The organism is Paenibacillus taihuensis, assembly GCF_003386535.1.
Classification (GTDB): Bacteria; Bacillota; Bacilli; order Paenibacillales; family Paenibacillaceae; genus Paenibacillus_Z; species Paenibacillus_Z taihuensis.
This window is the reverse complement of record NZ_QTTN01000071.1, coordinates 1-22517: the sequence shown is the minus strand read 5'-3', so window position 1 is coordinate 22517 and position 22517 is coordinate 1. Positions and strand designations below refer to the sequence as shown.

22 protein-coding genes, 3 tRNA genes, 1 rRNA gene and 1 riboswitch are annotated in these 22517 nt (G+C 49.8%); of the genes, 7 read left to right on the top strand and 19 right to left on the bottom strand.

What is annotated here, in order from left to right:
* Positions 1–228 precede the first annotated feature (228 nt).
* The 6 genes from A8990_RS30685 to A8990_RS30660 form a co-directional block, all read right to left on the bottom strand.
* Complete coding sequence (locus tag A8990_RS30685; protein WP_245996317.1) at positions 229–1116, bottom strand: L,D-transpeptidase family protein; 888 nt, start codon at positions 1114–1116, stop codon at positions 229–231.
* Between the two features lie 284 nt (positions 1117–1400).
* Positions 1401–2141 (bottom strand): YheC/YheD family protein, encoded by a 741-nt coding sequence (locus tag A8990_RS30680; RefSeq protein ID WP_116192819.1) that lies wholly within the window; start codon positions 2139–2141, stop codon positions 1401–1403.
* Between the two features lie 181 nt (positions 2142–2322).
* Positions 2323–3009 carry a response regulator transcription factor gene (locus A8990_RS30675; protein ID WP_116192818.1) on the bottom strand — a complete coding sequence of 229 codons (687 nt, stop codon included), beginning with the start codon at positions 3007–3009 and terminating at the stop codon, positions 2323–2325.
* Entirely contained in the window at positions 3006–4487 is a 1482-nt protein-coding gene (locus A8990_RS30670) for a sensor histidine kinase (RefSeq protein WP_116192817.1), read from the bottom strand. Before A8990_RS30670 ends, A8990_RS30675 begins: the two co-directional genes overlap by 4 nt.
* 219 nt (positions 4488–4706) lie before the next feature.
* Complete coding sequence (locus A8990_RS30665) at positions 4707–5930, bottom strand: multidrug efflux MFS transporter (RefSeq protein ID WP_116192816.1); 1224 nt, start codon at positions 5928–5930, stop codon at positions 4707–4709.
* A 10-nt stretch (positions 5931–5940) separates the two neighbouring features.
* Positions 5941–6510: a cysteine hydrolase family protein gene (locus A8990_RS30660; protein ID WP_116192815.1), complete on the bottom strand. Its 570-nt coding sequence runs from the start codon at positions 6508–6510 to the stop codon at positions 5941–5943.
* 126 nt (positions 6511–6636) lie between these two features.
* Between A8990_RS30660 and A8990_RS30655 the strand changes: the two genes are divergently transcribed.
* Positions 6637–7251 (top strand): TetR/AcrR family transcriptional regulator, encoded by a 615-nt coding sequence (locus tag A8990_RS30655; protein ID WP_116192814.1) that lies wholly within the window; start codon positions 6637–6639, stop codon positions 7249–7251.
* Between the two features lie 33 nt (positions 7252–7284).
* On the opposite strand, the gene A8990_RS30650 is transcribed toward A8990_RS30655, so the two are convergent.
* The 4 genes from A8990_RS30650 to A8990_RS30635 all read right to left on the bottom strand — a co-directional run bounded on the left by A8990_RS30650 (position 7285) and on the right by A8990_RS30635 (position 10796).
* Complete coding sequence (locus tag A8990_RS30650; RefSeq protein ID WP_116192813.1) at positions 7285–7884, bottom strand: DNA-3-methyladenine glycosylase I; 600 nt, start codon at positions 7882–7884, stop codon at positions 7285–7287.
* Positions 7885–7910: 26 nt separating this feature from the next.
* Entirely contained in the window at positions 7911–8840 is a 930-nt protein-coding gene (locus tag A8990_RS30645; protein WP_116192812.1) for a phosphotransferase family protein, read from the bottom strand.
* Positions 8841–9023: 183 nt separating this feature from the next.
* Complete coding sequence (locus tag A8990_RS30640) at positions 9024–10511, bottom strand: protein adenylyltransferase SelO (RefSeq protein ID WP_116192811.1); 1488 nt, start codon at positions 10509–10511, stop codon at positions 9024–9026.
* A 36-nt stretch (positions 10512–10547) separates the two neighbouring features.
* Positions 10548–10796 (bottom strand): hypothetical protein, encoded by a 249-nt coding sequence (locus A8990_RS30635; protein ID WP_147306901.1) that lies wholly within the window; start codon positions 10794–10796, stop codon positions 10548–10550.
* A gap of 206 nt (positions 10797–11002) precedes the next feature.
* Here A8990_RS30635 and A8990_RS30630 point away from each other — a divergent pair, with 206 nt between their 5' ends.
* The 5 genes from A8990_RS30630 to A8990_RS30610 all read left to right on the top strand — a co-directional run bounded on the left by A8990_RS30630 (position 11003) and on the right by A8990_RS30610 (position 16238).
* Positions 11003–11758, top strand: coding sequence for an SDR family NAD(P)-dependent oxidoreductase (locus tag A8990_RS30630; RefSeq protein ID WP_116192809.1), 756 nt, complete (start codon positions 11003–11005; stop codon positions 11756–11758).
* Positions 11759–11904: 146 nt separating this feature from the next.
* Positions 11905–12792 carry an ABC transporter permease subunit gene (locus tag A8990_RS30625; RefSeq protein WP_116192808.1) on the top strand — a complete coding sequence of 296 codons (888 nt, stop codon included), beginning with the start codon at positions 11905–11907 and terminating at the stop codon, positions 12790–12792.
* On the top strand, positions 12789–13709 hold the full coding sequence (locus tag A8990_RS30620) for an ABC transporter permease (protein WP_116192807.1): 921 nt from the start codon (positions 12789–12791) through the stop codon (positions 13707–13709). Before A8990_RS30625 ends, A8990_RS30620 begins: the two co-directional genes overlap by 4 nt.
* A gap of 104 nt (positions 13710–13813) precedes the next feature.
* Positions 13814–15739: a metallophosphoesterase gene (locus A8990_RS30615; protein WP_116192806.1), complete on the top strand. Its 1926-nt coding sequence runs from the start codon at positions 13814–13816 to the stop codon at positions 15737–15739.
* 70 nt (positions 15740–15809) lie between these two features.
* Positions 15810–16238, top strand: coding sequence for a hypothetical protein (locus tag A8990_RS30610; RefSeq protein ID WP_116192805.1), 429 nt, complete (start codon positions 15810–15812; stop codon positions 16236–16238).
* 71 nt (positions 16239–16309) lie between these two features.
* Here the strand turns inward: A8990_RS30610 and A8990_RS30605 are convergent, their stop codons facing one another.
* From A8990_RS30605 to A8990_RS30585, 5 genes are read right to left on the bottom strand one after another with little or no spacing between them, the layout of a single operon-like run.
* The gene (locus A8990_RS30605; protein WP_245996316.1) at positions 16310–16795 is read right to left on the bottom strand and encodes a GNAT family N-acetyltransferase; all 486 of its coding nucleotides are present in this window, start codon (positions 16793–16795) and stop codon (positions 16310–16312) included.
* Positions 16796–16829: 34 nt separating this feature from the next.
* Positions 16830–17279 carry a hypothetical protein gene (locus A8990_RS30600; RefSeq protein ID WP_116192804.1) on the bottom strand — a complete coding sequence of 150 codons (450 nt, stop codon included), beginning with the start codon at positions 17277–17279 and terminating at the stop codon, positions 16830–16832.
* A 27-nt stretch (positions 17280–17306) separates the two neighbouring features.
* Positions 17307–18293 (bottom strand): phosphotransferase, encoded by a 987-nt coding sequence (locus A8990_RS30595; protein ID WP_116192803.1) that lies wholly within the window; start codon positions 18291–18293, stop codon positions 17307–17309.
* Between the two features lie 26 nt (positions 18294–18319).
* Positions 18320–19342 carry a DUF2332 domain-containing protein gene (locus tag A8990_RS30590; RefSeq protein WP_116192820.1) on the bottom strand — a complete coding sequence of 341 codons (1023 nt, stop codon included), beginning with the start codon at positions 19340–19342 and terminating at the stop codon, positions 18320–18322.
* Between the two features lie 18 nt (positions 19343–19360).
* A complete protein-coding gene (locus A8990_RS30585; protein ID WP_116192802.1) occupies positions 19361–19744 on the bottom strand; it encodes a VOC family protein in 384 nt (127 codons plus the stop codon).
* Positions 19745–19866: 122 nt separating this feature from the next.
* A riboswitch (purine riboswitch) is annotated at positions 19867–19966 on the top strand.
* Between the two features lie 54 nt (positions 19967–20020).
* Here A8990_RS30585 and ade point away from each other — a divergent pair.
* On the top strand, positions 20021–21772 hold the full coding sequence (gene ade, locus A8990_RS30580; protein WP_116192801.1) for an adenine deaminase: 1752 nt from the start codon (positions 20021–20023) through the stop codon (positions 21770–21772).
* A 111-nt stretch (positions 21773–21883) separates the two neighbouring features.
* Here ade and A8990_RS30575 read toward each other — a convergent pair.
* The 4 genes from A8990_RS30575 to A8990_RS30560 form a co-directional block, all read right to left on the bottom strand.
* Positions 21884–21958, bottom strand: a tRNA-Gln gene (locus tag A8990_RS30575).
* 16 nt (positions 21959–21974) lie between these two features.
* Positions 21975–22050: transfer RNA gene (locus A8990_RS30570), tRNA-His, on the bottom strand.
* A gap of 40 nt (positions 22051–22090) precedes the next feature.
* A tRNA-Thr gene (locus tag A8990_RS30565) sits at positions 22091–22166 on the bottom strand.
* Between the two features lie 73 nt (positions 22167–22239).
* Positions 22240–22517 (bottom strand): 23S ribosomal RNA (locus A8990_RS30560); the annotation flags it as partial.

Sequence of the window (22517 nt, the reverse complement as noted above, 5' to 3'; positions counted from 1 at the left end):
GTAAGCTTCGTCTACAGAGTAGCATAAATCGGTTCGAATGAACATTTTTTAAGCGGATTGTCTATCCGCTTGTTTGCTGTACACTTTTTTCAGACTGCACCAAAAAAACAAACGGCACAGGGGTTTCCCTCATGCCATTTTGGATTCCATTTCTATTCTCGGTCAATGTCATTGAGTTAACTTAATGACATTGGCCCCGCGAGGCAGCCCATTACTCCTATAAGTGCATTATGATGTGATCCGAATTTCCTTCTTCGCCCCATCCCACGTGACTTGATGGCCGATAAGCTCAGCGATGTCTCTTAACGGCAGCAGAAGCGAATTATCTGCAATTCGCGATTTAGTAATCGTTACAGAATTGCCATTCACGCTCACACTGTCGGATAAAGCCAGATGTGTAATGATTCGTGCGCCGATTGTCGCCGTTACAGTCTTCGTTGCTTGGTTCCAGTCTACCTTCGCGCCTAGAAGCTCGAACACTTCTCGCATGGGGATGTAGACACGGGAATCGATCGTCACCAGCTCATGGCCCAGCTCTACCGATTTGCCGTCCAGCACCAGCGATGCTGCAATATTGTGCATGACCGGATAATCATGCTGCTCCGCAATCGTGGCAAAATCCAGCTTCGACGTCGTAATAACGACCTTGGTGCCGATCTCGATCTGCGGGAATAACCAGTGGATCTGGTCATTTAGCATGCGGATACAGCCTGCACTCACGTACTTGCCAATCGACTTGCTATTGTTATTCCCGTGTATGGCATACGTCGTGCCATAGGTCTCGCCAACCTCAAGCCCCAGCCATCGGTCGCCGAGCGGGTTCGCTGGATCGCCGCCTGGAATATGCTCTTTGTAATACGGCCTGTTCTTGATTTTGTTCACGATCTTGAACGTGCCCTCAGGCGTCAGCTCAGGCGACCTTCCTGTCGCCACTCTGAACGTCTTGACCAGCTCGCCATCGACATAGAACGCCAGTTGATTCGTTTGTTTGTTGATAATTAGCAATTGGTTCTTCGTCCCCGATGCGCTCGTCGTTGCCGGGATGAGGAAAGTCCCAATGAATGCGAGAAGGATCATAAGCACACCGGCCTTAAATCGGTACGGTTTCAGAAGCAAACAACCTCCAATCATATGTTGAATATTAATCAATATATGAATGGACAAGCGGTTAATGATAAGAAATTGCGCCGAATCATCATTTTTCCGCTTTTATCTCGTCCATATAAGCACTGATGTCGCACAAGATGCTGGGCATTTTTTCCTAAATGCGATTCTAGCATATGTCGACTCTATCAACAATGGTTATATGGAAGTTTTGTCCAAACTTTAGATGACACCCGTTAATCTGACATAAACTAACATTTTATTTCGTAATGCGCACCAAAAAAGCCTGATCGAAATCAGGCTTTCTTCTTCGGATATTTCTTCTTGTACCGCATAATACGTTTGAAGATTGATTTATCGGAAAGCTTCTTGAATATATATGGATCTGGACTTGTGTTCACTTCCAGAATCCACGGGCGAAGCGACTGGTCAAGCGCAACGTCAAGGCCGATTTCATAGACGCCCGGGAATGCACGACGCATGGTTCTGCCTGCTTTCACGCCAATTCGAGAGAGCGAGATCAACTTGGGATAAACGTAACTCGTATGCTCAGCGATCAACCGATTGGCAGCGATAAGCTTGCCTCCGCCGTGGACGTTCGTTACGATCTTGTTCTTGCCTGCTACCCTTCCGATGATGCCGGTCGTTTCCCATTGCCGGTCTGGAGAAAGCTGCGCCATGACACGAAGATCAAATCTTCTGCCATTGTGCTTCAGCAGTCGGATTCCTTTCTGGACCAAATAGGATTTCTTGCGCGTATGCACCGAGATGGATCGGTGCATGTCTTCAAAGTTCGAGAAGGTACGGACTCTCTCCTGCAGCTGGTACTGGTAGCCCCACTCCGTACGCTCCACACGCATGACGCCATTTCCATGCATGCCAACGACAGGCTTCACGTAGACCATGTCATATCTACGCAATAACGAGTGCAGTGTTGATTTCGACAATGGGACGGTTTCAGGCACGTATTTCGATAATTCTCGATCCCGCATAAGCGCTGCCGTCTTCTTCCATTTGCTGCTCACATAACGCGACATTCTTTTCCCCCATCATGACCCAAATTAATTGCTCTACACTCGCGCCGATTAAGCTGTAAATACATTATTCGGTATTTCAGGCATCGTTGTAGGCTTCTATCGCTTGGGGAGAAAAATAATATTTAAGCAGGAGTGAGCTTGTATTAGCAAAAAAGAAGCCTGATCACAATCAGACTTCCGTTTATCCTTTGAACCGATATCCAGTTCCCCACACGGTCTCCACATACGCCGGGTTCGCCGAGTCCGCCTCGATTTTCTCGCGTATCTTGCGAATGTGTACGGTGACGGTTTGCAAGTCCCCCATCGCATCGACGCCCCATATCCGCTCGAACAGATGCTCTTTGGTAAACACGCGGTTCGGATGGCTAGCCAAAAAATAGAGCAGGTCGAACTCCTTGGTCGTCATCACTGTCTCCGCTTCATTCACGAGCACGCTGCGCGTATCCGGATCGATATATAAGCCACGGATGTGAATATCATTCTTGATTTCCTTCGCCCCGATCAGCCGGTCATATCGCGCGAGATGGGCTTTCACTCTGGCAACGAGCTCTGCCGGCTTAAACGGCTTCGTAATATAATCGTCCGCGCCTAATCCGAGCCCCCGAATGACGTCGATGTCTTCGCGCCTTGAGGTAACCATCAGAATCGGGATGTCTTTCTTCTCGCGAATTCGCTTGCAAACATCGAATCCGTTCATCTTCGGCAGCATCAAATCGAGAATGATGAGGTCAAACGAGCCGAACAAGCTAAGCTGCAGCCCTAGCTCGCCATCTGCTGCAATATCTACCTTGAATCCGCTAATCTCCAGATAATCACGCTGCAGCTCTGAGATTGTAACATCATCTTCAATTAACAAAATCGATTTCATGCGCTCGCGCTCCCTTGCGTAATGGGGATTGTCAATATAATCGTCGTGCCCTCGGACAGCTTGCTTCGTGCTCCGATTGTGCCGCCGTGGCCCTCCATAATTTGTTTGGCAATAGCTAGCCCAAGACCGCTGCCACCTGTATTGGCGTTGCGCGACTCGTCAACCCGATAGAAACGTTCAAAAATATACTGAAGCGCGCCTGGCTCAATTCCCGTTCCGTTATCCGTCAGTTCAAGAACTGCAAAATCCGCTTTCAAGTATGCGTCGATGCGGATTCGCGGAATCGGTTTATCCATATACCGTTCGCTGTTCTGAATGAGGTTGTTCAATACACGCCTGAAATGATCACGGTCCATAATCGCGACAACATCACTTGTTAGCCGAAGGTCCGTTTGCAGCACGATTCCCTTCTTCTCCAGCTCGAATTGCAGTTCCTCTGACCAATCCTGCAAGAAAGGCTGAAGCGGTATGGTCTCAAAATGAAACGGCTGCCGGTTCAAATCCAGCTTCGAGTAAAGGAACAACTCATGAATAAGGTGGTCCAGCTCATCTGCTTTCAACGCGATCGTCCGCATGTACTTATGCGTCTTCTCCGGCGTATCGGCGACTCCATCCATAATGCCGTCGACGTAGCCGCGAATGGCGGTCAGCGGCGTCCTGAGATCATGCGAGATGCTCGCAATGAGCTCTTTGCGGTTCGCCTCGTATTGCTTCTGCACCTCAAGCGATTGCTGCAGCCTCGAGCGCATCTCCTCGAATGCGGTGCCGAGCTGGCCAATCTCATCTTTGCGTGCAACATCGAGCTGGAAGTCAAGTCGGCCTTCTTCGATCTCTCGCGCAGCCTTCCGCAGCGCTTGCAGCGGCTTGATGATGTTCTTCGACATATAGGTTGTCAGGAGTAAATGTGTCCCGATTAGAATGATAAGGAGTGCAATGAACATGCTTGGAAAATATTGAATGATCCAATAGACAATCGGATTCACCTTCGTAATGACGAACACTGTATTCTTCTCGTTGCCGTCGCCAATGACTTGCAAATCAAACTGCCAATAGTCATAATCCATGCTGCCGATCTTCCTGACATGATCATGGGTGACGCTGTCGGGAGCTTGAAATAACGGCAAGTCTTGCATCAACTCGGGCGTTTCTTTGATGATGTCTGATCGGAAGATGATAGTGCCGTTCTGGCGAACAATCAAGCCTGCCTCGTTCTTGCGCAGCTCTGTCGTCATTTCGGTCAGATACGTCTGGTTCTTCAATAGCTCGGGTTCCCGCTGAATCGAGCGTTTGATTTCCTTCGCGATATGCTCTACCTCATCAGGATCGAACATATTCTCCGTTGACTCGTACGCGCTGCGTATCGATGGAAAATCACCTTTGAGCGAGACGACCAGCAGCGTCGTGATGAGCAGTATTAGAACAAGCGGAATGATAAGCATTGCCGCGTAGGACAACAACAGCTTGACTCGAATGGACATGTTGAATTCTCCCCGTTAACAGCTTCTTGCAAACCATCCTAGATGATCCAGCTCAGGTTTACAAGCGCAGCCTGTGCTAAGCGTACAGGAAAGATCTAAACTGATCATGAACCAATTCTTAAAAAAGTATTAACTCATGCAAAAATCCCGCCTAATTGGCGGGATTTGAACGGTCTAACTATGAACTTTCTAAATCTGAACGAACTAATCCACTTGACGCTATTTGGCGCTAACTTGGCCGGGACTCACGATAGCCCCGATGCCTTGCTTCCGATAAACCTTGAAGTAAATCCACACTGCATTGATGAGAAGCAATGCGCTTGTGAAGAGAAACACATATTCGACGCCAAACCAGGCCGCGACTTGACCGCCGAGCAGCGAACCGGAGAATACACCCAAGTAGGCAGCAGCCATGCTTATCCCGAATACACGTCCGGTGATTTCGCTAGGTGTGATTCGTTTAATCATCGTGTTCACAGCCGGCGTTAGTCCTCCAGCCGACAAACCAAGAATGAATCGAAGCAGCATCAGCTCCCAAGGACTCGTGACGAAAGCTTGCGGGATGAACGTTAAGCCAGCAATGATCAGCGCAGCGAGGATGACCTTGTGCGAACCGATTCGGTCCGATAACTTGCCGAGCCTCGGAGCGGCAATAATATTCGCAAGCCCGGATGCGGAGAAGATAAGGCCAGAGAACAATGCGACATGCTCGGAGTTACTCGACAGCTTCGTGACGTAGATCGTCAACACGGGCTCAATAGAGTACAGCGCAATCGTGAGGACGAAGAACGAAATCAGCATCGTAATGGTTAGGCTCTTTTGCGGGACCGCCTGCCATACTTCCTTCATGCTCTGGATCTTCTTGTCCTGGCGAGTGAAGTCTTCTTTGACAAAGAATAATGTCGTGAGAAACGCGACCATCATCAGTGCGCCGGTGATGAAGAATACGTCCTTCATGCCGAAATTCTCAGCAATAAAGCCGCCGATGGTCGGCCCAAGCAGCGAACCTGAAATGCTCGAAGTCGAGAGCGTTCCTAAAGCCCAACCCGCGTGCTTATTATCGGTTTGGGTCGCGATCAGCGTCGTACATGCGGTGCCGTATCCGGTAATGATCCCTTGCAGGAGACGAAGACCAATCAATACATACACGTGATGCGCGAATCCCATACTGAAGATAACAAGCGACATTCCCAGGCTGGCACGCAGCAGCATCGGCTTTCGGCCGAATTTATCGGCTGCCTGCCCCCAGATCGGCGAAAATATCGCAGAGATGATGAACGTAATGCCGAATGCGATGCCAGAATATTGCGAGATCGCGTCAGCATCACTCACTCCGAGATGTTTAATATAGAGCGGCAGCACAGGCGCGATCTGGCTCATACCGACGCTCGTGACGAACATGCCGAACCAGCAGACGAGCAGATTTCTTTTCCATATAGGCATAGGGATCACCCTACGCTTTCAAGCTGTCGACCCAAGCGTCAACCGTCATAACGTCAGCCTGACGCGGGAACACTTTCTCCGTCAGCACGCGGTGAACCTCAGGATCTGCATCGAAGCAAGCATCGGAGAGAACACGAATGGCGTAATCTTTGTCCGCTGCTTCACGAACTGTCGACAGCACAACTCCGCTCGTAGAAATCCCGCTTAGAATGAGCGTATTGATATTACGGGAACGAAGAAGAATCTCGAGGTCGCTGCCTGCAAAAGCACTAACCCGCTTCTTTACAATGACTTGCTCGCCTGGTTCCGGCTTCACACCTTCATGAATTTGAGTGGCGAAGTCGTTGACAGTCATACCGCCGTAGCTTGCAATTTGCGAAAACATTTTGTTGCGCGAGCTAACTTCCGGGTAGCCTTCGCGAAGCGCGACTCGAACGAAGAAAACAGGAATATGATTCTCGCGGGCAGCCGCGATCGCCTTCTGAAACGGCTTCAAAGCCTCATCGCTTCCCATGCGGGATACGATTGCGTTCTGAAGATCCATGACTAATAATGCAGCATTGCTAGTTGGTGTAGACATGTGTATACACTCCTTGCGGTTTATGATAGGATTAAGCGGAGAACTCTCCTCTTCATCTTAAGCGGAGACATCTCCACTTGTCAACATTCCTACTTGAGGCTAAAGATAACAGGACGTGATCATCCGATGAATGAAGCAGATAACCTAATCCCGCCACGCTCCGAGCGCAGAGATGCAGCCGAGAATCGCCAGCGAATCTTGAACGCCGCACTCCGCTTGTTCGAGCAGCATGGCGTTGAGCAAGTCAGTATGAACCAAATTGCGACTGAAGCGCAGATTGGCCCAGGGACTTTGTACCGCCGATATCGCAACAAGAGCGAGCTCTGTCTGGATCTGATTAAAGATAACCTCGTTATGGTTTTCGAAGATATTGAAGAGTATTTGGAGCAAAACCGCTCCGCTTCGCCGAAGACGCGTCTCAAAGGCATCCTTACATTGTTTATTCGTTTCCGCGAGACGAAGACGCAGCTGATTACCGGCGTTGAAGATACGGCGCAGACCAGCAGACCGAAGTCGCGTACTCGCAGTCCGCTCTATGATGAGCTGCATGGACTGATCGTGAAGCAGTTTGACGAGATCACAGCTTTGGAGAAGGTGCAGATGAACACGAATAGTGTCTTCCAAGCAGACCTTCTGCTGACTGCGCTAAGCAGCGACGCCTACTTGTTCCAGCGCGATGTGCGCGGTTACACACCGGATGAAATTGTGGAGCAGCTATGCGCAACGTTTATTGGCCATTAGAAAAGGACGCCCTGTGATGGGCGTCCTTATTTGCTATTCTTTCCCCGCGTACCAATTGCAATCCATCGAATGATCGTTAACCATCCCGCTCGCCTGCATGTAGGCATAACAGATCGTGGAGCCGACGAATTTAAAGCCGCGCTTCTTGAGATCCTTGCTCATCGCATCCGATTGCGGTGTCGTTGCCGGGACATCGCTCTTCGTGCGCCAGTGATTGTGCACCGGCTCGCCCCCGATAAACTGCCATATATACGCGTCGAAGCTGCCGAACGCAGCCTGCACCTTCAAGAAACATTTGGCGTTCGTAATCGCCGACTGAATCTTGAGCCGATTGCGAATAATGGCCGGGTTAGCCATCAGTTCCTCTACCTTCTCCTCATCGTAAGCCGCGATTTTCTCCGGATCGAAGCTGTCGAATGCCTCACGGTAACCCTCCCGCTTCTGCAGCACCGTGTACCAGCTAAGTCCTGCCTGCGCCCCTTCGAGTATAAGCAGCTCAAACAGCTTCCGATCATCATGGATAGGCACGCCCCACTCGTGGTCGTGATAGTCGATATATAACGGGTCCTCGTTGACCCAAGCACAACGTGCGGGTGTTGAAGTATTTGTTACAGTTGATTTGGTCGATGCCATTTAAATTATTCCTTTCGAAACACCTATTAATTAATGAGATTAATTAATGAATCCCGAAGCTCGTAATACGCATTCTCCCAGTCCATCTTCGCATAGAACCGCATGGCGTCGAGGCCTTTGAAGTAGCGCGCGCCAAGCATACGTTCATCGAAATTCGGTATGATGATGCCCAGGGCATCGATATTTTCCTTATATGCCGCAACCACATCCAGACCGCCTAATGTACCTCGCAGCGTGTCCAGGTCATGTAAGAAATCGCCATAGACACAATTACCATCGATAATCCCTGTAATGCGGTCTCCACTAGACATAATATTCCAAGGATGAAAGTCTCCATGGACAAAATGACGATGCGGCTCGTTGAACGGTACGTAGTGCAGCAGCCTAGCATAACACTCGTCGAACACGGACTTTTCCAGGCAAGTCGTTCGGAACAGGTCATACCAGCCTTCCCAGAAGTTCCCTATCTGGTCCTCCGCGAAGAACGACTCTACGTGAGCCATCCAAGTCGGTGATGTCCCGCTGCCATCCGGCTTGATCCAGCCATAACCTTTCGTCATGTCCACCGGCACTTCATTCATCCGTGCCAATATGCGAATAAGCTCGGGGAGCTGCGCCTGTTTCTGTTCATCTGTGCAGTCAATCAGCATTGACCCGGGAAGCCGTTCGAGAATCGAATACGAAAGCTCATTAACCTGTCCTTCTCCAAGACATTGCGGAAAAGGCACACCATGGCTCGTAAGCAGCTTCGATACGAAACGCTCCGTATCGTAAGCACCGGCGAGATCGCTTAATTTGATTACGCCTGCTCGGCCATCATACCGAAACGAGAACACACGGCTAAGATTCCCGCCTGTCAGCGGCTCCAGCTCTGTGATATGGCATGTCCCTAATTGCGTCGATAGAATCTGCTCAATCTCTTGGCGATCTAGGATTGGTTTCTCATATGCGGTCATGCTATCCACCTCTGCCCCATTAGATGAATCACAATTACTGGAAACAGTGTACCGCAAAAATGAAGAAGACGATAGACATTTTCGAGTGTCCACCGTCTTCCATTGACGTCAACATCTACAGCTATTTGCATTTGCATCAGCATCTACAGCTACATCTATGAACATCCATCTACGTCGAAAACATTACGTCCCGCAATACGTCCGGTACGGTCTTCCGCCCTGCTCCGGCAGCTGCGCATACGCCTCTTGTTCTGGCGTGTGCGCGAACGGATTCGCGAGCACCGCAAGCAGCTGCTCCATGACGCTGTAGTCGCCGCGCTGCTCTGCTGCAGCCAGCGCCTCTTCCAGGCGGTGATTGCGCGGGATGACCGCCGGGTTGCAGCTTCGCATCAGCTGCTGCACCGCTTCAGGCGACTCCTGCTGCCGCCCGAGCCGCGCTTGCCACCGCTCCAACCACTGCGCGAAATCGGAGCTGCACGACATCACGATTTCGTCCAAACGATTGAACGTCAACGCACGGAACGTATTCGTGTAGTCCGCGCCTTGCTGCTGCATCATGCGGAGCAAGTCTTCGATGAGCGTCTCGTCCGCGGCTTCTTCACCGAACAACCCCAGCTTCGCACGCATACCCGCTAACCAGTGCCCGTGATACAGCTCTGCGAACTTGCCCAGTTCCTCTTCCGCGAGCTTAACTGCTTGCTCCTCATCCTTATGGAGCAAGGACAGAAGCGTCTCTGCGAATCGAGCAAGGTTCCATACCGCCATCTTCGGCTGATTGCCATAGGCGTAGCGGCCTTCTCTGTCGATGGAGCTGAATACAGTCGAGAGGCTGTATGCGTCCATGAATGCACATGGACCATAATCAATGGTCTCACCGCTAATCGTCATATTATCTGTGTTCATGACGCCATGAATGAAGCCGACGAGCATCCATTGTGATATTAATTTCGCTTGTCGCTTAATGACTCCCTGCAGCAGCCCGAGATAGCTGTTCTCAGCTCCGGCAAGCTCCGGATAATGCCGCTCAATCGTATAGTCCGCCAGCTCGCGCAGTTCATCAACATTGCCTTTGGCTGCAGCGAATTGGAATGTGCCGACTCGCAGATGGCTGGCAGCGACACGCGTCAGTATTGCACCTGGCAGCTCGCTCTCGCGGATGATCGACTGTCCCGTCGTCACAACAGCCAGACTGCGTGTCGTCGGAATGCCGAAAGCATGCATCGCTTCGCTGATGATATGCTCACGCAGCATCGGACCAAGCGCTGCGCGCCCATCCCCGTTTCGGGAATAAGGTGTCGCGCCCGAGCCTTTCAGCTGAATGTCGAATCGCTCGCCTTGCGGCGTAATCTGCTCCCCGATCAGAAGAGCGCGCCCGTCACCGAGCATGTTGAAATAACCAAACTGATTCCCGGCATAAGCTTGCGCCAGCGGCGCAGCACCTTCCGGTATTTCGTTGCCTGCGAACACAGCGACTCCCGTTTCCGTCCGCAGAGCATCTGCATCTAACCCCAGCGCCGCAGCGACCGGATCATTCAGAACGCTAAGCTGCGGCGCACGCACAGGGGCAGGCTTCATTCGTGTATAGAAAGATTGCGGCAACCGTGCATAGCTGTTATCTAAGTTCCAGCCTGCATCGTTCGCACCAGCACCGGCATTATGTTGATCTGTCAATTGACTCCCTCTTCTCTTGGCCAAATATGGTTACTTTCATTCTAAAGGAATCACTTGAAAATAACCACCGCTAGAGCGCAGAGGGTTGCTGCAATGATGAGCACAATATGCAGCTGGAGACGTCTGAGCCATTTCTCTTTCAAGTGCCGCGACAATTGACCGCTCGCCCTCAGTTCCGCCATTTCCTTCTTGAATTGTTTCCTCTGCAGAACTGGAACTAGATATAAAATTGCAGCTGCCAAACTGAACGATATTCTGATCCATCTGTGATCCATTTTGGTTCACGCCCTTCCGCCGCCTATAAGCAAAAGACGGCAGACATCCCGTAGAATGTCTGCCGTCCATATCCTCACGTCAACGTCCTTATGCAGAACCATTGACATTACTAGTATGCCGTAATGCTGGGAGTTTATACACGCGCCAGTCCATTTGACTTTCCATCTCCTCCCATGTTTATCTGTTCTTAGATAAGCTGATATGGAGGGAATCGAATGGACATGGACAAGCAGGTTGTTCTAATTACAGGTGCAGGCAGCGGCATCGGAAGAGCGCTGGCACTCGCATATGCAGAGCAAGGAGCGCGAACCGTCCTCGTCGACAGAAACAAAGATAAGCTCGATGAGACCGCGCAGCTCATTCAAAGCGCAGGACAAGATCATCCACAGCCGCTGTATCGCGAGCTGGATCTAAGCGATGCTTCCGCAATTGAAGCGTTCTTCGTCTGGCTGCGCGAGCAAACAGACCGTCTGGACGCGCTCATTAACAACGCGGGGCTCGGGGCTTGGAAGTCCGTATATGATCTGTCCGTCGAGGAATGGGACTACGTCATTAACACGAATCTGCGAGCCAGCTTCTTATGCGCCAGAGAGTCAGCGAAGCTCATGCGCGAAAGCGGCGGCGGCTCGATTGTCAATATCGCTTCGACCCGCGCAATCATGTCGGAGCCGAACTCGGAAGCATATGCGGCTTCCAAAGGCGGCATCCTCTCGCTGACGCACGCGCTTGCTGCAACGCTCGGACCTGACGGCATTCGGGTCAACGCCATTAGTCCCGGCTGGATCGAAACAGGCGACTACGGCCAGCTTCGCCCGGAAGACCATCAGCAGCACCTTGCTGGCCGCGTCGGCAAACCGGAAGACATCGCCAGAGCATGCTTCTACTTCACAGACCCTGCGAACGATTTTGTAACCGGGACGAATCTTGTCATCGACGGCGGCATGACCCGCAAAATGATCTATATCGAATAATCCGCTTCGCAACCCAGTTATGGAATCGCTATCCATAGCGTTAAGTCTTGCATATATCAGGCAAAGGGCTATACTTAATAGGGTGAAATATTAGAAAACGAACTTTAATTCTACCAGCCACTCTATGGAAAGGAAGCCCTTGCCTCATGCCGAAAGCATTACAATTTTCACTATTCGTACCCGGTATTTTGCTTTTCGTTCTCGTATTCGCGATGTTCCCCGTCGTGCTTCAGGCGGATCATTTTGAAGGCGCACTATCGTTTAACTGGTCAGGCGGCTTCACTAGCATTGGTGATTATTTGAAAGGGATCTGGAACGGTCAGTCGTTCCATTATCTATCCGGCAAGACGGAATTATCATTCTGGGAGCAAATCGGCCGCAGCTTCACCGTCACCTTCTTCTATATCACAGTTGGCGGCATCATCGGCACAACGCTCGGCGTGCTGCTCGGCGTATATTTTGCGGTTACCCGGATCAAGTGGCTGAAGCGGTTTCTGGAATTGACAGCGGTATTCCCGGACTTCGTTATCGTCATTCTGCTGCAATTTCTGATCGTAATCATCGCTACAGAGACTGGATTTGTCATCTTCGACGTTGCCAGCTTCTCGACCGATGATCCAGCCATTGCGCTGCCGCTTATATCGACCATTATCATCCCGGCGAACTATATGATCCGCAACGTCGCGCTCCACATGAGCCATACGTTAACGGAGGATTACATCAGCTTCGCGAAGGCGCGCGGCCTTGGCAGACGGTACATCATTTCCTACCACGCCTTGCCGAATGTACTTCCTTTCATTAAAGCGGATTTGCACAAGTTTATGGGCATTCTGTTCGGTAACTTGTTTATTTTCGAATACTTGTACAATCTTGGCGGCGTGACGATGCTCGTATTCTCCAATGCATTTGCGTTCACGGGCTATCAATACAGCCTGGTCGTGAACGGGATTTTCACCCTTCTACTGCTCTACGTGATTGTTTACGGCTTGCTTCGACTCGTTATACTCGGTGCAGAGAAGGTGTTTGTACGATGAACAAAACATTAATTACGGGACTTATTATCATCGTTATCATGATTGCAGCCTCGCTGTTCGGGCAATATTTTGCTCCGCACACCTTAGATGAACATCAAAGCGTGACTTATGTGGTCGACGAGAACGGCGAGGGCGATCTGACCGTACCGCCGATTCCGCCTGGCAAGCAGTATCCGCTTGGCACGGACAAAGAAGGCTACGATATGCTGGCGAAGCTGCTGGCAGGGTCGAAATATACGATTTTCATTTCGCTTGCAATTGCATTCTTGCGCCTCCTGTTAGGCGGCATTATCGGCTTGTTCCTTGGCTATTTCAGCAAAATTAAGCCGAGTCGGACGGACAAACTTCCAATCTGGAACATGCTGAACGGCATCCCGATCTTCATCATCGTCTGGATGATAATGATTGGCATTACGATGAATCCTGCCGCATCGCCGCTCTATATGTCTTCCATTCTCGCAGTCATCCTGACACTGGTCGGCATCCCGACAGTAGCATCCACGATGAAGGAGAAGACGATGATTATGCGGGAGAAGCAGTTCATCCTGTCGGCCAAATCGATCGGAGCTGGACATTGGACCATTATCCGCAGACATATTTTCCCGCATCTGAAAGAAAGCTTCGTCATTCTGTTCGTGCAGGAAATCGTGCTTTCGCTCAGCCTGTTCGGCCAACTCGCCATCTTCAATATTTTCGTAGGCGGCACAACGATGTACTTCGATCCGGTACAGTATGTGAGCCGTTCGAACGAATGGAGCGGCTTGATCGGACAAGCGCGGGACTACTTGTTCATCTATCAATGGGTGCTGTTCATTCCGCTTATTGCGTACATCATCTACATTCTCGGCTTCCATCTCATCTCTGTCGGTCTCGAGAAGAAGTACAAACAGCAATTCTCTAAGTTCTCGCATATCTAGTGCAATGAAGCCCCGAGCCAATCGGGGCTTTCTTTATTTTCGCTAAAAGATCGTTCGCGGACGCCGCCATTCGACGTGATCTGCATGGAGGCTGTGCCATAATTGTGATCGTAGGTTTGTTTATTCGTGACGCGTATCGCGGGAAGGAGCAACGTATGATTGGCGGCAAAGTGCAGAAGCTCGTCGACAAAATGATCCGTGAGCCAAATGCAAGACCTCGAATGGTCGAATGGTTCAATCCTGCACAGCTTATCGTAACCGGCACCAAGACCGTGCTTTCTTCACTGTTCGGCCGCTATTCGGACTATAGGCTCATCGAAGCGTTCAACAACCAGCATGCAGAGCAAGTGAATGATTATGCCAAAGAATATATGCCTGATGGCAAAGGCGGATATATGGTGGATGAGGATGGCTTCTATATTCCGGATCCCCATCAAGAGCGCGACGAAATATGGATCGATTATGTGTGCGACGTCGGCGACGGCTTCAATTCGACATACTCTGTCGCGTATGCGCTGACCCAACAGGAGCTGCCACTGCAAACTTCCGGCGGCTTGAAGCATACGACCAAACGCGGCGACATTCTTATTTTTGGCGGGGACCAGGTCTATCCGACTGCGAACAGCGAAGCCTATGTCAAAAGGCTGATTGCACCTTATCATATGGCAAAAGGCTTCACGGGCGCTCCGCATCCGCATGTGTTCGCCATTCCAGGAAATCACGACTGGTACGACGGACTCATCGCATTCTCGCGTATTTTTGCTGCGCGCAAATGGTTCAATGGCTGGCAGGCTCCTCAGCGACGCAGCTATTTCGCCCTGAAGCTGCCGCATGGCTGGTGGCTGCTCGGCACCGACATTCAGCTGAATTCGGATATTGATGAGCAGCAGGTGCGCTATTTCGAGAAGGTTGCGGAACAGATCGATCCGAGCGAGCGGGTTATCCTATGCAACGCGGAGCCTTATTGGGTGTACAAGCACAAGTACAAGGATTACGACCCTGTCTACAATGAGAACAACCTTGCTTACTTGGAGAAAATGTTGAAGGATCGCCATATCGGCATCCATGTCTACCTTGCGGGCGATTCGCATCATTACCGCAGATTCGAATATGTACCTACGCTTGCGAACGGCGCGGAGGATCATAGCCTCAAGATCGAGAAAATTACAGCTGGCGGCGGCGGGGCGTTCCTCCATCCGACGCACGACATTACCAAACGCGTACTCGAAGAGACGACGTACGACGGCGAAGCGCCGCTTGCTCTTGAACGGAAAAAGGATTTTCCATCCATCGCGCAGTCCAGAAGGCTGACTTGGCAGAACTTCCTGTTCGCTTGGAAGAACCCGTTATTCGGCATCGTAACCGCCATTCTATACTTGCTCATCTGCAACTCGCTCCTGTCCGTCGACTCCTTCCCCTCCTCAGCTGAGAGCTATGCTGCTGTCATCTCCTCATCGTGGGCCAATATCGGCCGCTCACCTAGTGCATTCATCTGGACACTCATCGTCATCGCAGGCTTCTGGCTGTTCACGGATACCCATTATCGCGTCTACAAGTGGATCGCGGGCTTCCTGCATGGGGCAACCCATGTCGCTGCTTCCTTCTTCATCGGCTGCGGCGCGATTTATCTAGCCAGCACAGTCTTCCATCTGTCGTGGGGCTTCTGCGCGCTGCTGCTCTCGGGCATCCTCATCGCTTACGGAGGCTGGTTCATCGGCTCGTGCATCATGGGCATCTATCTCTTCATTTCGCTCAATTGGTTCGGCAGGCATGCGAACGAAGCGTTCTCTGCCCTGCAGATCGAGGATTTCAAGAACTTCCTGCGCATTCACATCGCGAAGAACGGCGACTTAACGATCTACCCCATTGGCCTGCGCAAAATCACACGTAAGTGGAGGAAGTCTGCACAGCGCGCCGAGTACGGTCCGTTACTGGAGCCTGATGCTCCAGTCGGGAAGCGCACGGATACAGAGCCCAAGCTGATCGAGGATCCGATCTGCATTCCAGCTGTCCGGGCATCCAGGCAATAGCGGAATTGCCGGCATGTCCAGCCCTTCTCTACTAGAGCAGCATAGAATAGTAGAAAAGGATTGTGATACGATGGGACAGCTTATCGATGCACGCACATCGAGCAATATTACGACGGTTCTCGATGAGTTCGACACATTCCCGCTCGACACCTATGTGCTTGTCGGGCAGGTAGGGCTGGACATTCCTCCTGGTACAGGTGGTACAATCCGCGTGCAGCTAACCGGGATGGTTGGCGCAGCGCTGCCGACGGATTTTCCTACTTCCTTCTTGCTCGAGCTTTATTTGGTTCGCGGACTGACGGTCAATGACATGCTCATCTTTAAATCGTTGAACGCATTTGAAAGCGGCATTCACACCATCTCGTTCTCGGCATCTGATTACAACGTGCCTGCGCCGGTGTCCGGCTTGCTGCCATACACATTATTCGCGATTGCGCGTTCCGAAGGCATTGGCCGGGTTGGTCCGGAGAACCTTAACGCTTCGGCGTATACGGGATAATGAAGAAAGGAGCCCTTTGAGGCTTTGAGGGACTCCTTTTTCATATGGATTCAGAGTTACAGAGTTACAGCTCAATTACTCTGGATCATAACTATGAATTCCGTTGATCCTTTGCTGAATTCATGTTTCATTCTAAATCCAAACTTCTCATACAGGCTCTGCGCTCTCCGGTTAAACTTGGCTACCGTAAGACGTTTAGGTTGATTCTCGTATGAGATTTGCAGCTCGCTGAAAACAGCGGCAAGAAACGATCTACCGTTACCTTGGCCTGTGTATTCGGGTTTCATTCCAATACCGATATCCATATAATCGTCGGAATACGAGTAGCTGTCATTCGGTACCTGTGCAGCACTGCCTGTGCAGAAGAAACCTATTATTCCTTTATCCGCCGCAAATACAGTATAATATGAGCCCTCTATCATCTCTTTGACCGCTTCAGGACTATACGTATTGTTATAAAAATCATACGGAGCACGATACGTCCAACCAAGTATTTCGGTTGCCTCGACTTCGCTCATTTTCTTTATATTGAGGTCTTCACGCAATCTGATACACAACCTAATTCGTCAACTCCTCTACCAGTAACCACACTTATGGCTGCAACAAATCAACCTCGACAGCTTCCACCTCATAATCAGCCTTCTCATAAGGAGTTACCCAAACTTCAACGCTCGGATAATCACCAGACCCGGCTGGCTTCACATACTTACTTAATTCTGTAGCAGAGATGGATTCCTTCTTGTTCGATTCTTTCTTGATATAAATGTTCGTTCGATCTGTAAGGACGACGTCCCCTTCCCCAGTCGAAACACCTTCATACGTTTTCCTGAATTTCTCGAATGCCGCCTCCTCAGGACGGAACTTGACCAGCATTAATGTATATCGAACGCCTTGCTTTTTAGAGTAATCGTTCTTCCCCTGGTCAACCAAGCTGAGCATTTCACTGCTGTAGAAGTATAAAGTCTCCGCGTGAAAACGTTCGTCCTTGGAACAAGCAGATAGAAGAATACAAATCATAACGAGCAGCACTAATTTTCTCAATCGCGTATTCTCCTCCTACTGGCTCCTCTACACCATATTGTACGAGCGGAATTCTTGAATAAAACCATCAAGCCAATCCTCCGAATAATCCAACACGCCAAAATCATTGGGGATCAACGTAACTTCAAGTCCCATCACCCATAAGCGACGCGCGATCATAAACAAATCTATAGCAGACTCGTCCTGCTCAGAGAGTGCTCTGACGGATCGATAACCCGAGATGAACGCGTTCCATAGTACTTCTTTCTTCTCCGTTAGTTGCCGCTTTCTCCCTTTAACTTGAGCCAAATCGTAGGCACGCCATCCTTTTGCAGCCCATTCAAAATCATAATGCGTCCATTGAACTCCCTCTTGAAAAGCATTGTTATTTCCGTGCATATCTCCGTGGCAGATCCCCCAGTCTAGTCCGCACTTGGCAGCAGCAACGATTCGTTCTTCTAGTGCATCTGCAAATTGACGTAGGAACGGAACTGCTTGATGGTTCTCACCTATGTAATTCACGATACGCTCATATGGCTGCTTGATGAGAAAATAAGTATCCACTTCGTACCGAGGAAGATCTATCGTTAGGCGATCCATTGCGGTATGCAGTTCAGCGGCAGATTTCCCGAAAGCAAAGCATGAAGCTTCGACTTGAAGCACATTCTCCTTACCATCGATATAACGAAAAATCACGGCAGCCCTTTTACCTTCTGGAGCTTCAATTACGGTATATGAACGGTTATCTAGTTGAGTAATTGGCTCTGATACCTTAGTAGTTGTTACCGCACTCAACTTTATTTCCAATTCATTTAGTAAGGAAACCTCATAAGCAACATCAGCTTCGCAAACAGAAAGTCGGTAAACACGAAGAATATAATACCCGCTGCTGGTTTTAATTCGATACGTATCATTCAAGCCGCGCAGCCAAAATAGACATTCATCCCACTTGCCAAGATCGTAACGTTCACCTAAGCAATATTCCAAATACTTGGGATATAAGACTGAACGTAAAGCTGTTGGTCCCGTATACATCGTAGTTGCTCCTAATTTTATACTCTTCATATTTTCCACTTAAACCAGCGCCCGTGCCCGTCCGTTTCAGCCAACGTTTCGCTGTATGCTATCCCATTAACGAAATAATCCACATGGAGGTCCATGTCCCACATATTATTGTAGAGATGAAACACATCTCGTTCTTTGCCCAATTGTTGAATCTGCTTCATCAATTTCTGCTTCGCATCAGTCGGAATCTGGTTGGCAACATGTGTATGAAAAATACAAATCGCCGAGTCGTCAGAAACTGTTGGGAAAATCCCAGGCAGCAAAGCTACTCCATCCCCCTCAATGAGCTCTAAACGCTCGCACCTCAGGCACGCAGCAGCCTTCTCAAAATACAAATTGCGCTCCTTATGCTCCGGCCATATCAAAGCCTTTAGCCATCGATAATCCTCAGGATCATGGAGATCATTCACGTGTAAATCCAATCCAATTCTACGCATGACAGGCGGACTTTCCTGCAACAAGAATGGGGACTTATCACCTTTGACTTCAGCTTGGATCTCTAGGAGTGATTGCTTAGCCCCATACAGCTGGTTGGTGTTATAGGAGTAACTGTACTTATCCCACAGAAGCTGCAGACCTGCACTCGTACCGATTTCGATTAAGGTTAGCGGCCTCTGTATGATTTGATAGATCCGACAAAAGCTAGGGTACAGATAAGCGCATCGCCTGACTTCGTTCGTTTGGACAAGCTTGTTTTCCAGAAGCTGAATAATCCGCGCTTCATTCTGCATGCAGAATTCCTTGAAATGAAGGCATGCCCCAGAGCTTTCCCTAGGTACGTCGACAATGCTGGGATAATAGAAGGACAACTCATGCCCTACCCCACTCAGGAGCAAATAATGAACCGCCCCCAGCAAAAGATTAGGCACAGGTTGTCCAGGCTTCGAATGTGCAGCTAACTGAAGCAAGTCCTTGTCATTCGCGATGTTCAGTGCAAGATGCTCGTAAAGACTGCTCGAGTTCCTGCATTCTCTCTCAGCAAACGTCCGAAATCGTTCCGCAAGCTTTTCGCTATCCATCTCAACCACCATCGCATTCTAGTTCTTATCAGATTCATTAAACTGCAAAGCCCCCCAAAGATTGCCCTCGGGATCATAAAACTTAAGCACCCAACCAAAGCCATCATCTTGATACACTTGAATTGGAGTACCTATGCTCGTCAAGTTCTTGTGAAGCTCGTGAATACGAGTAGTGCGATATAACGAAACGGGAAACTCAGTACCATTAACCGTAAATTGAGCATTTGTCGCTTCATCGCTTGTTTGCCATAACATAAGATACGGACCCTCTGGCAAATTCAGAAAAGCAATTCGGTCGCCATCTTTGCTGCTGAGTTGAAACCCCAATTGTTCGGAGTACCATGCAATTGCGCGATCCATTTGTTTCACAGGAATTTGTACATGCTCAAGGGAAGTTAGCATATCTATTCACCTCTATACAGTTCTTTTATTAGGAAATTCGACACAGTTATACGATCTCCTTCCACTTAATTCCACATAAAGGGAGATACTCCTTGATCCCCTTTGCCGCTTGCTGATATAATGACAACAACTTCATTATGAACTGTATAACCTCAATAATATGGTTTGAGGGTCTCTACCAGGAGCCGTAAAATCCTGATTACAAAAATGTGTGTATCCATACATGTTTTTGTAATCAGGATTTTTTATTTGTCTAACGAATCAGGAGTGTGGATCATGGAACAGAAATTATCCGAATTGCGCACGCGCATCCGCGTCGCCGCCAAACAAGAACCAGCGGATCTCGTCATCCGAAACGGCCGTATCGTGAATGTATTTACAGGTGAATTGATGGATGGCGACGTCGCCATTGTCGGGGGAATAATAGCAGGAATCGGGTCCTATGAGGGAAAAGAAATCGTTGACGCGCAGGGTAAATATATCGTGCCTGGCTTCATTGACGGTCACGTACATATTGAGAGCTCCTTGCTCACACCTCAGCAATTTGCCAATGTATCGCTGTTGCACGGAGTCACAACAGTTGTAACGGACCCGCATGAGATCGCTAATGTCGCTGGCACGTCTGGCATTCAATACATGCTTGACGCTGCCCACGACTTGCCGATCGACTGCTATGTCATGCTGCCTTCATGCGTGCCGGCTACTCCATTTGAGAGCAATGGCGCTCAGCTCGACGCGGAACATCTAGCACCGTTCTACAGTCATCCGAACGTACTAGGTCTTGCCGAGGTTATGGACTATCCATCGGTTGCGAACACGAATCCAAGTATGCTGCAAAAGCTGGCAACGACTCGTGAGGCTGGCGCTCTCATAGACGGACATGCTGCGGGTATCAGCCGTGAAGGGCTGAATGTTTATATGGCTGCGGGTATTCGAACCGATCATGAAAGTGTTAGCTTGCAAGAAGCACAGGATCGTCTCGATCTGGGTATGTATTTGATGATTCGCGAAGGGACGGTTGCCAAAGATCTCGATGCACTGCTGCCTGTAGTCACTTCACGAAATTCAAGGCGATGCCTCTTCGTTACCGACGATAAGCTAATCGATGATTTGTTGAACGAGGGCAGTATTGATCATATCGTAAGGCTAGCGATGGCCAGAGGTCTCGATCCGATTACTGCGATTCAGATGGCGACGCTTAATGCTGCGGAATGCTTCCGCCTTCATCAGCATGGTGCGATCGCAGCTGGCTATCAAGCTGACATGCTGCTGCTCGACGATCTCGAGCATGTCAAGATTCATCAAGTATATAAACGTGGATGCCTTGTTGTGGACGAAGGACAACTGGTTGAGGAGGCATTTCCACCTGTCGTGACGGATGGCAGCATGAGCAATAGCAATTTGCGTGGAATGAACGTTCATAAAGTCGAGAAATCCCACCTTGCTATTCCGCTACAAGGTGACCGCTGCCATGTCATCGAAGTCATTCCGAATTCTCTTCTGACCCATCACAGAATCGAACAGGTCGAAGTGAAGGACGGTATGTTCACTCCTTCAATAGCTAGCGACTTGCTGAAAATTGCCGTTATCGAACGACATCGAGCAACAGGTAATGTAGGCGTAGGTATCGTCAAAGGCTTCGGGCTAAAACGCGGAGCAATCGCAACCACCGTTGCACATGACTCGCACAATATTGTAGTTGTCGGGGTGTCTGACGATGAGATGCTCGCTGCTGTCCAAGAAGTGATCCGTACCGGCGGCGGATCCGCCGTTGTTGCAGGCAGCGAAATACTCGCCTCTCTGCCACTGCCGATTGCTGGATTAATATCCGACCGACCCTATTCAGAAGTTAACGAGGGGCTGCAAAAGCTGAAGCTAGCCATGACTCAAATCGGCGCGTCACAAGCATTCAACCCACTGCTGACCTTGTCTTTCCTGACACTGCCGGTCATTCCACATTTGAAGTTGACGGATAAAGGGTTGTTCGATTTCGCTTCTTTCTCACATATTGAGGTTGAAGTGAAATAACACAAAGAGCGCAGTCCAATGATGGCTGCGCTCTTTGCATGGTTATGAGGTAAAACGAAAATAAAAAAACCTTGCCTCAGCAAGATTACGATAGAAAATATGGAGTAGAAATGGCTGGGGATCTAGGATTCGAACCTAGGAATGACGGAGTCAAAGTCCGTTGCCTTACCGCTTGGCTAATCCCCAACAATTAAGGTAAAAATGGGGCGACCGATGGGACTTGAACCCACGAATGCCGGATCCACAAACCGGTGCGTTAACCCCTTCGCCACGATCGCCATGAAAATCAATAAACCTATGTACTAAAAATATGGACGATGGTGCCGGCGATAGGAGTCGAACCCACGACCTACTGATTACAAGTCAGTTGCTCTACCAACTGAGCTACACCGGCACGCTATTCAGGTACTTAACACCCTGAAAACTGGATACGAACCTTTGCGAAGTTCTTACTGGATTAACTTATTTAGGATAAGCCCTCGACCGATTAGTATTCGTCAGCTCCACACATTGCTGCGCTTCCACCTCGAACCTATCAACCTGATCGTCTTTCAGGGGTCTTACTAATTGGGAAATCTCATCTTGAGGGGGGCTTCACGCTTAGATGCTTTCAGCGCTTATCCCGTCCGCACTTGGCTACCCAGCTATGCTCCTGGCGGAACAACTGGTACACCAGCGGTGCGTCCATCCCGGTCCTCTCGTACTAAGGACAGCTCCTCTCAAATTTCCTGCGCCCACGACAGAT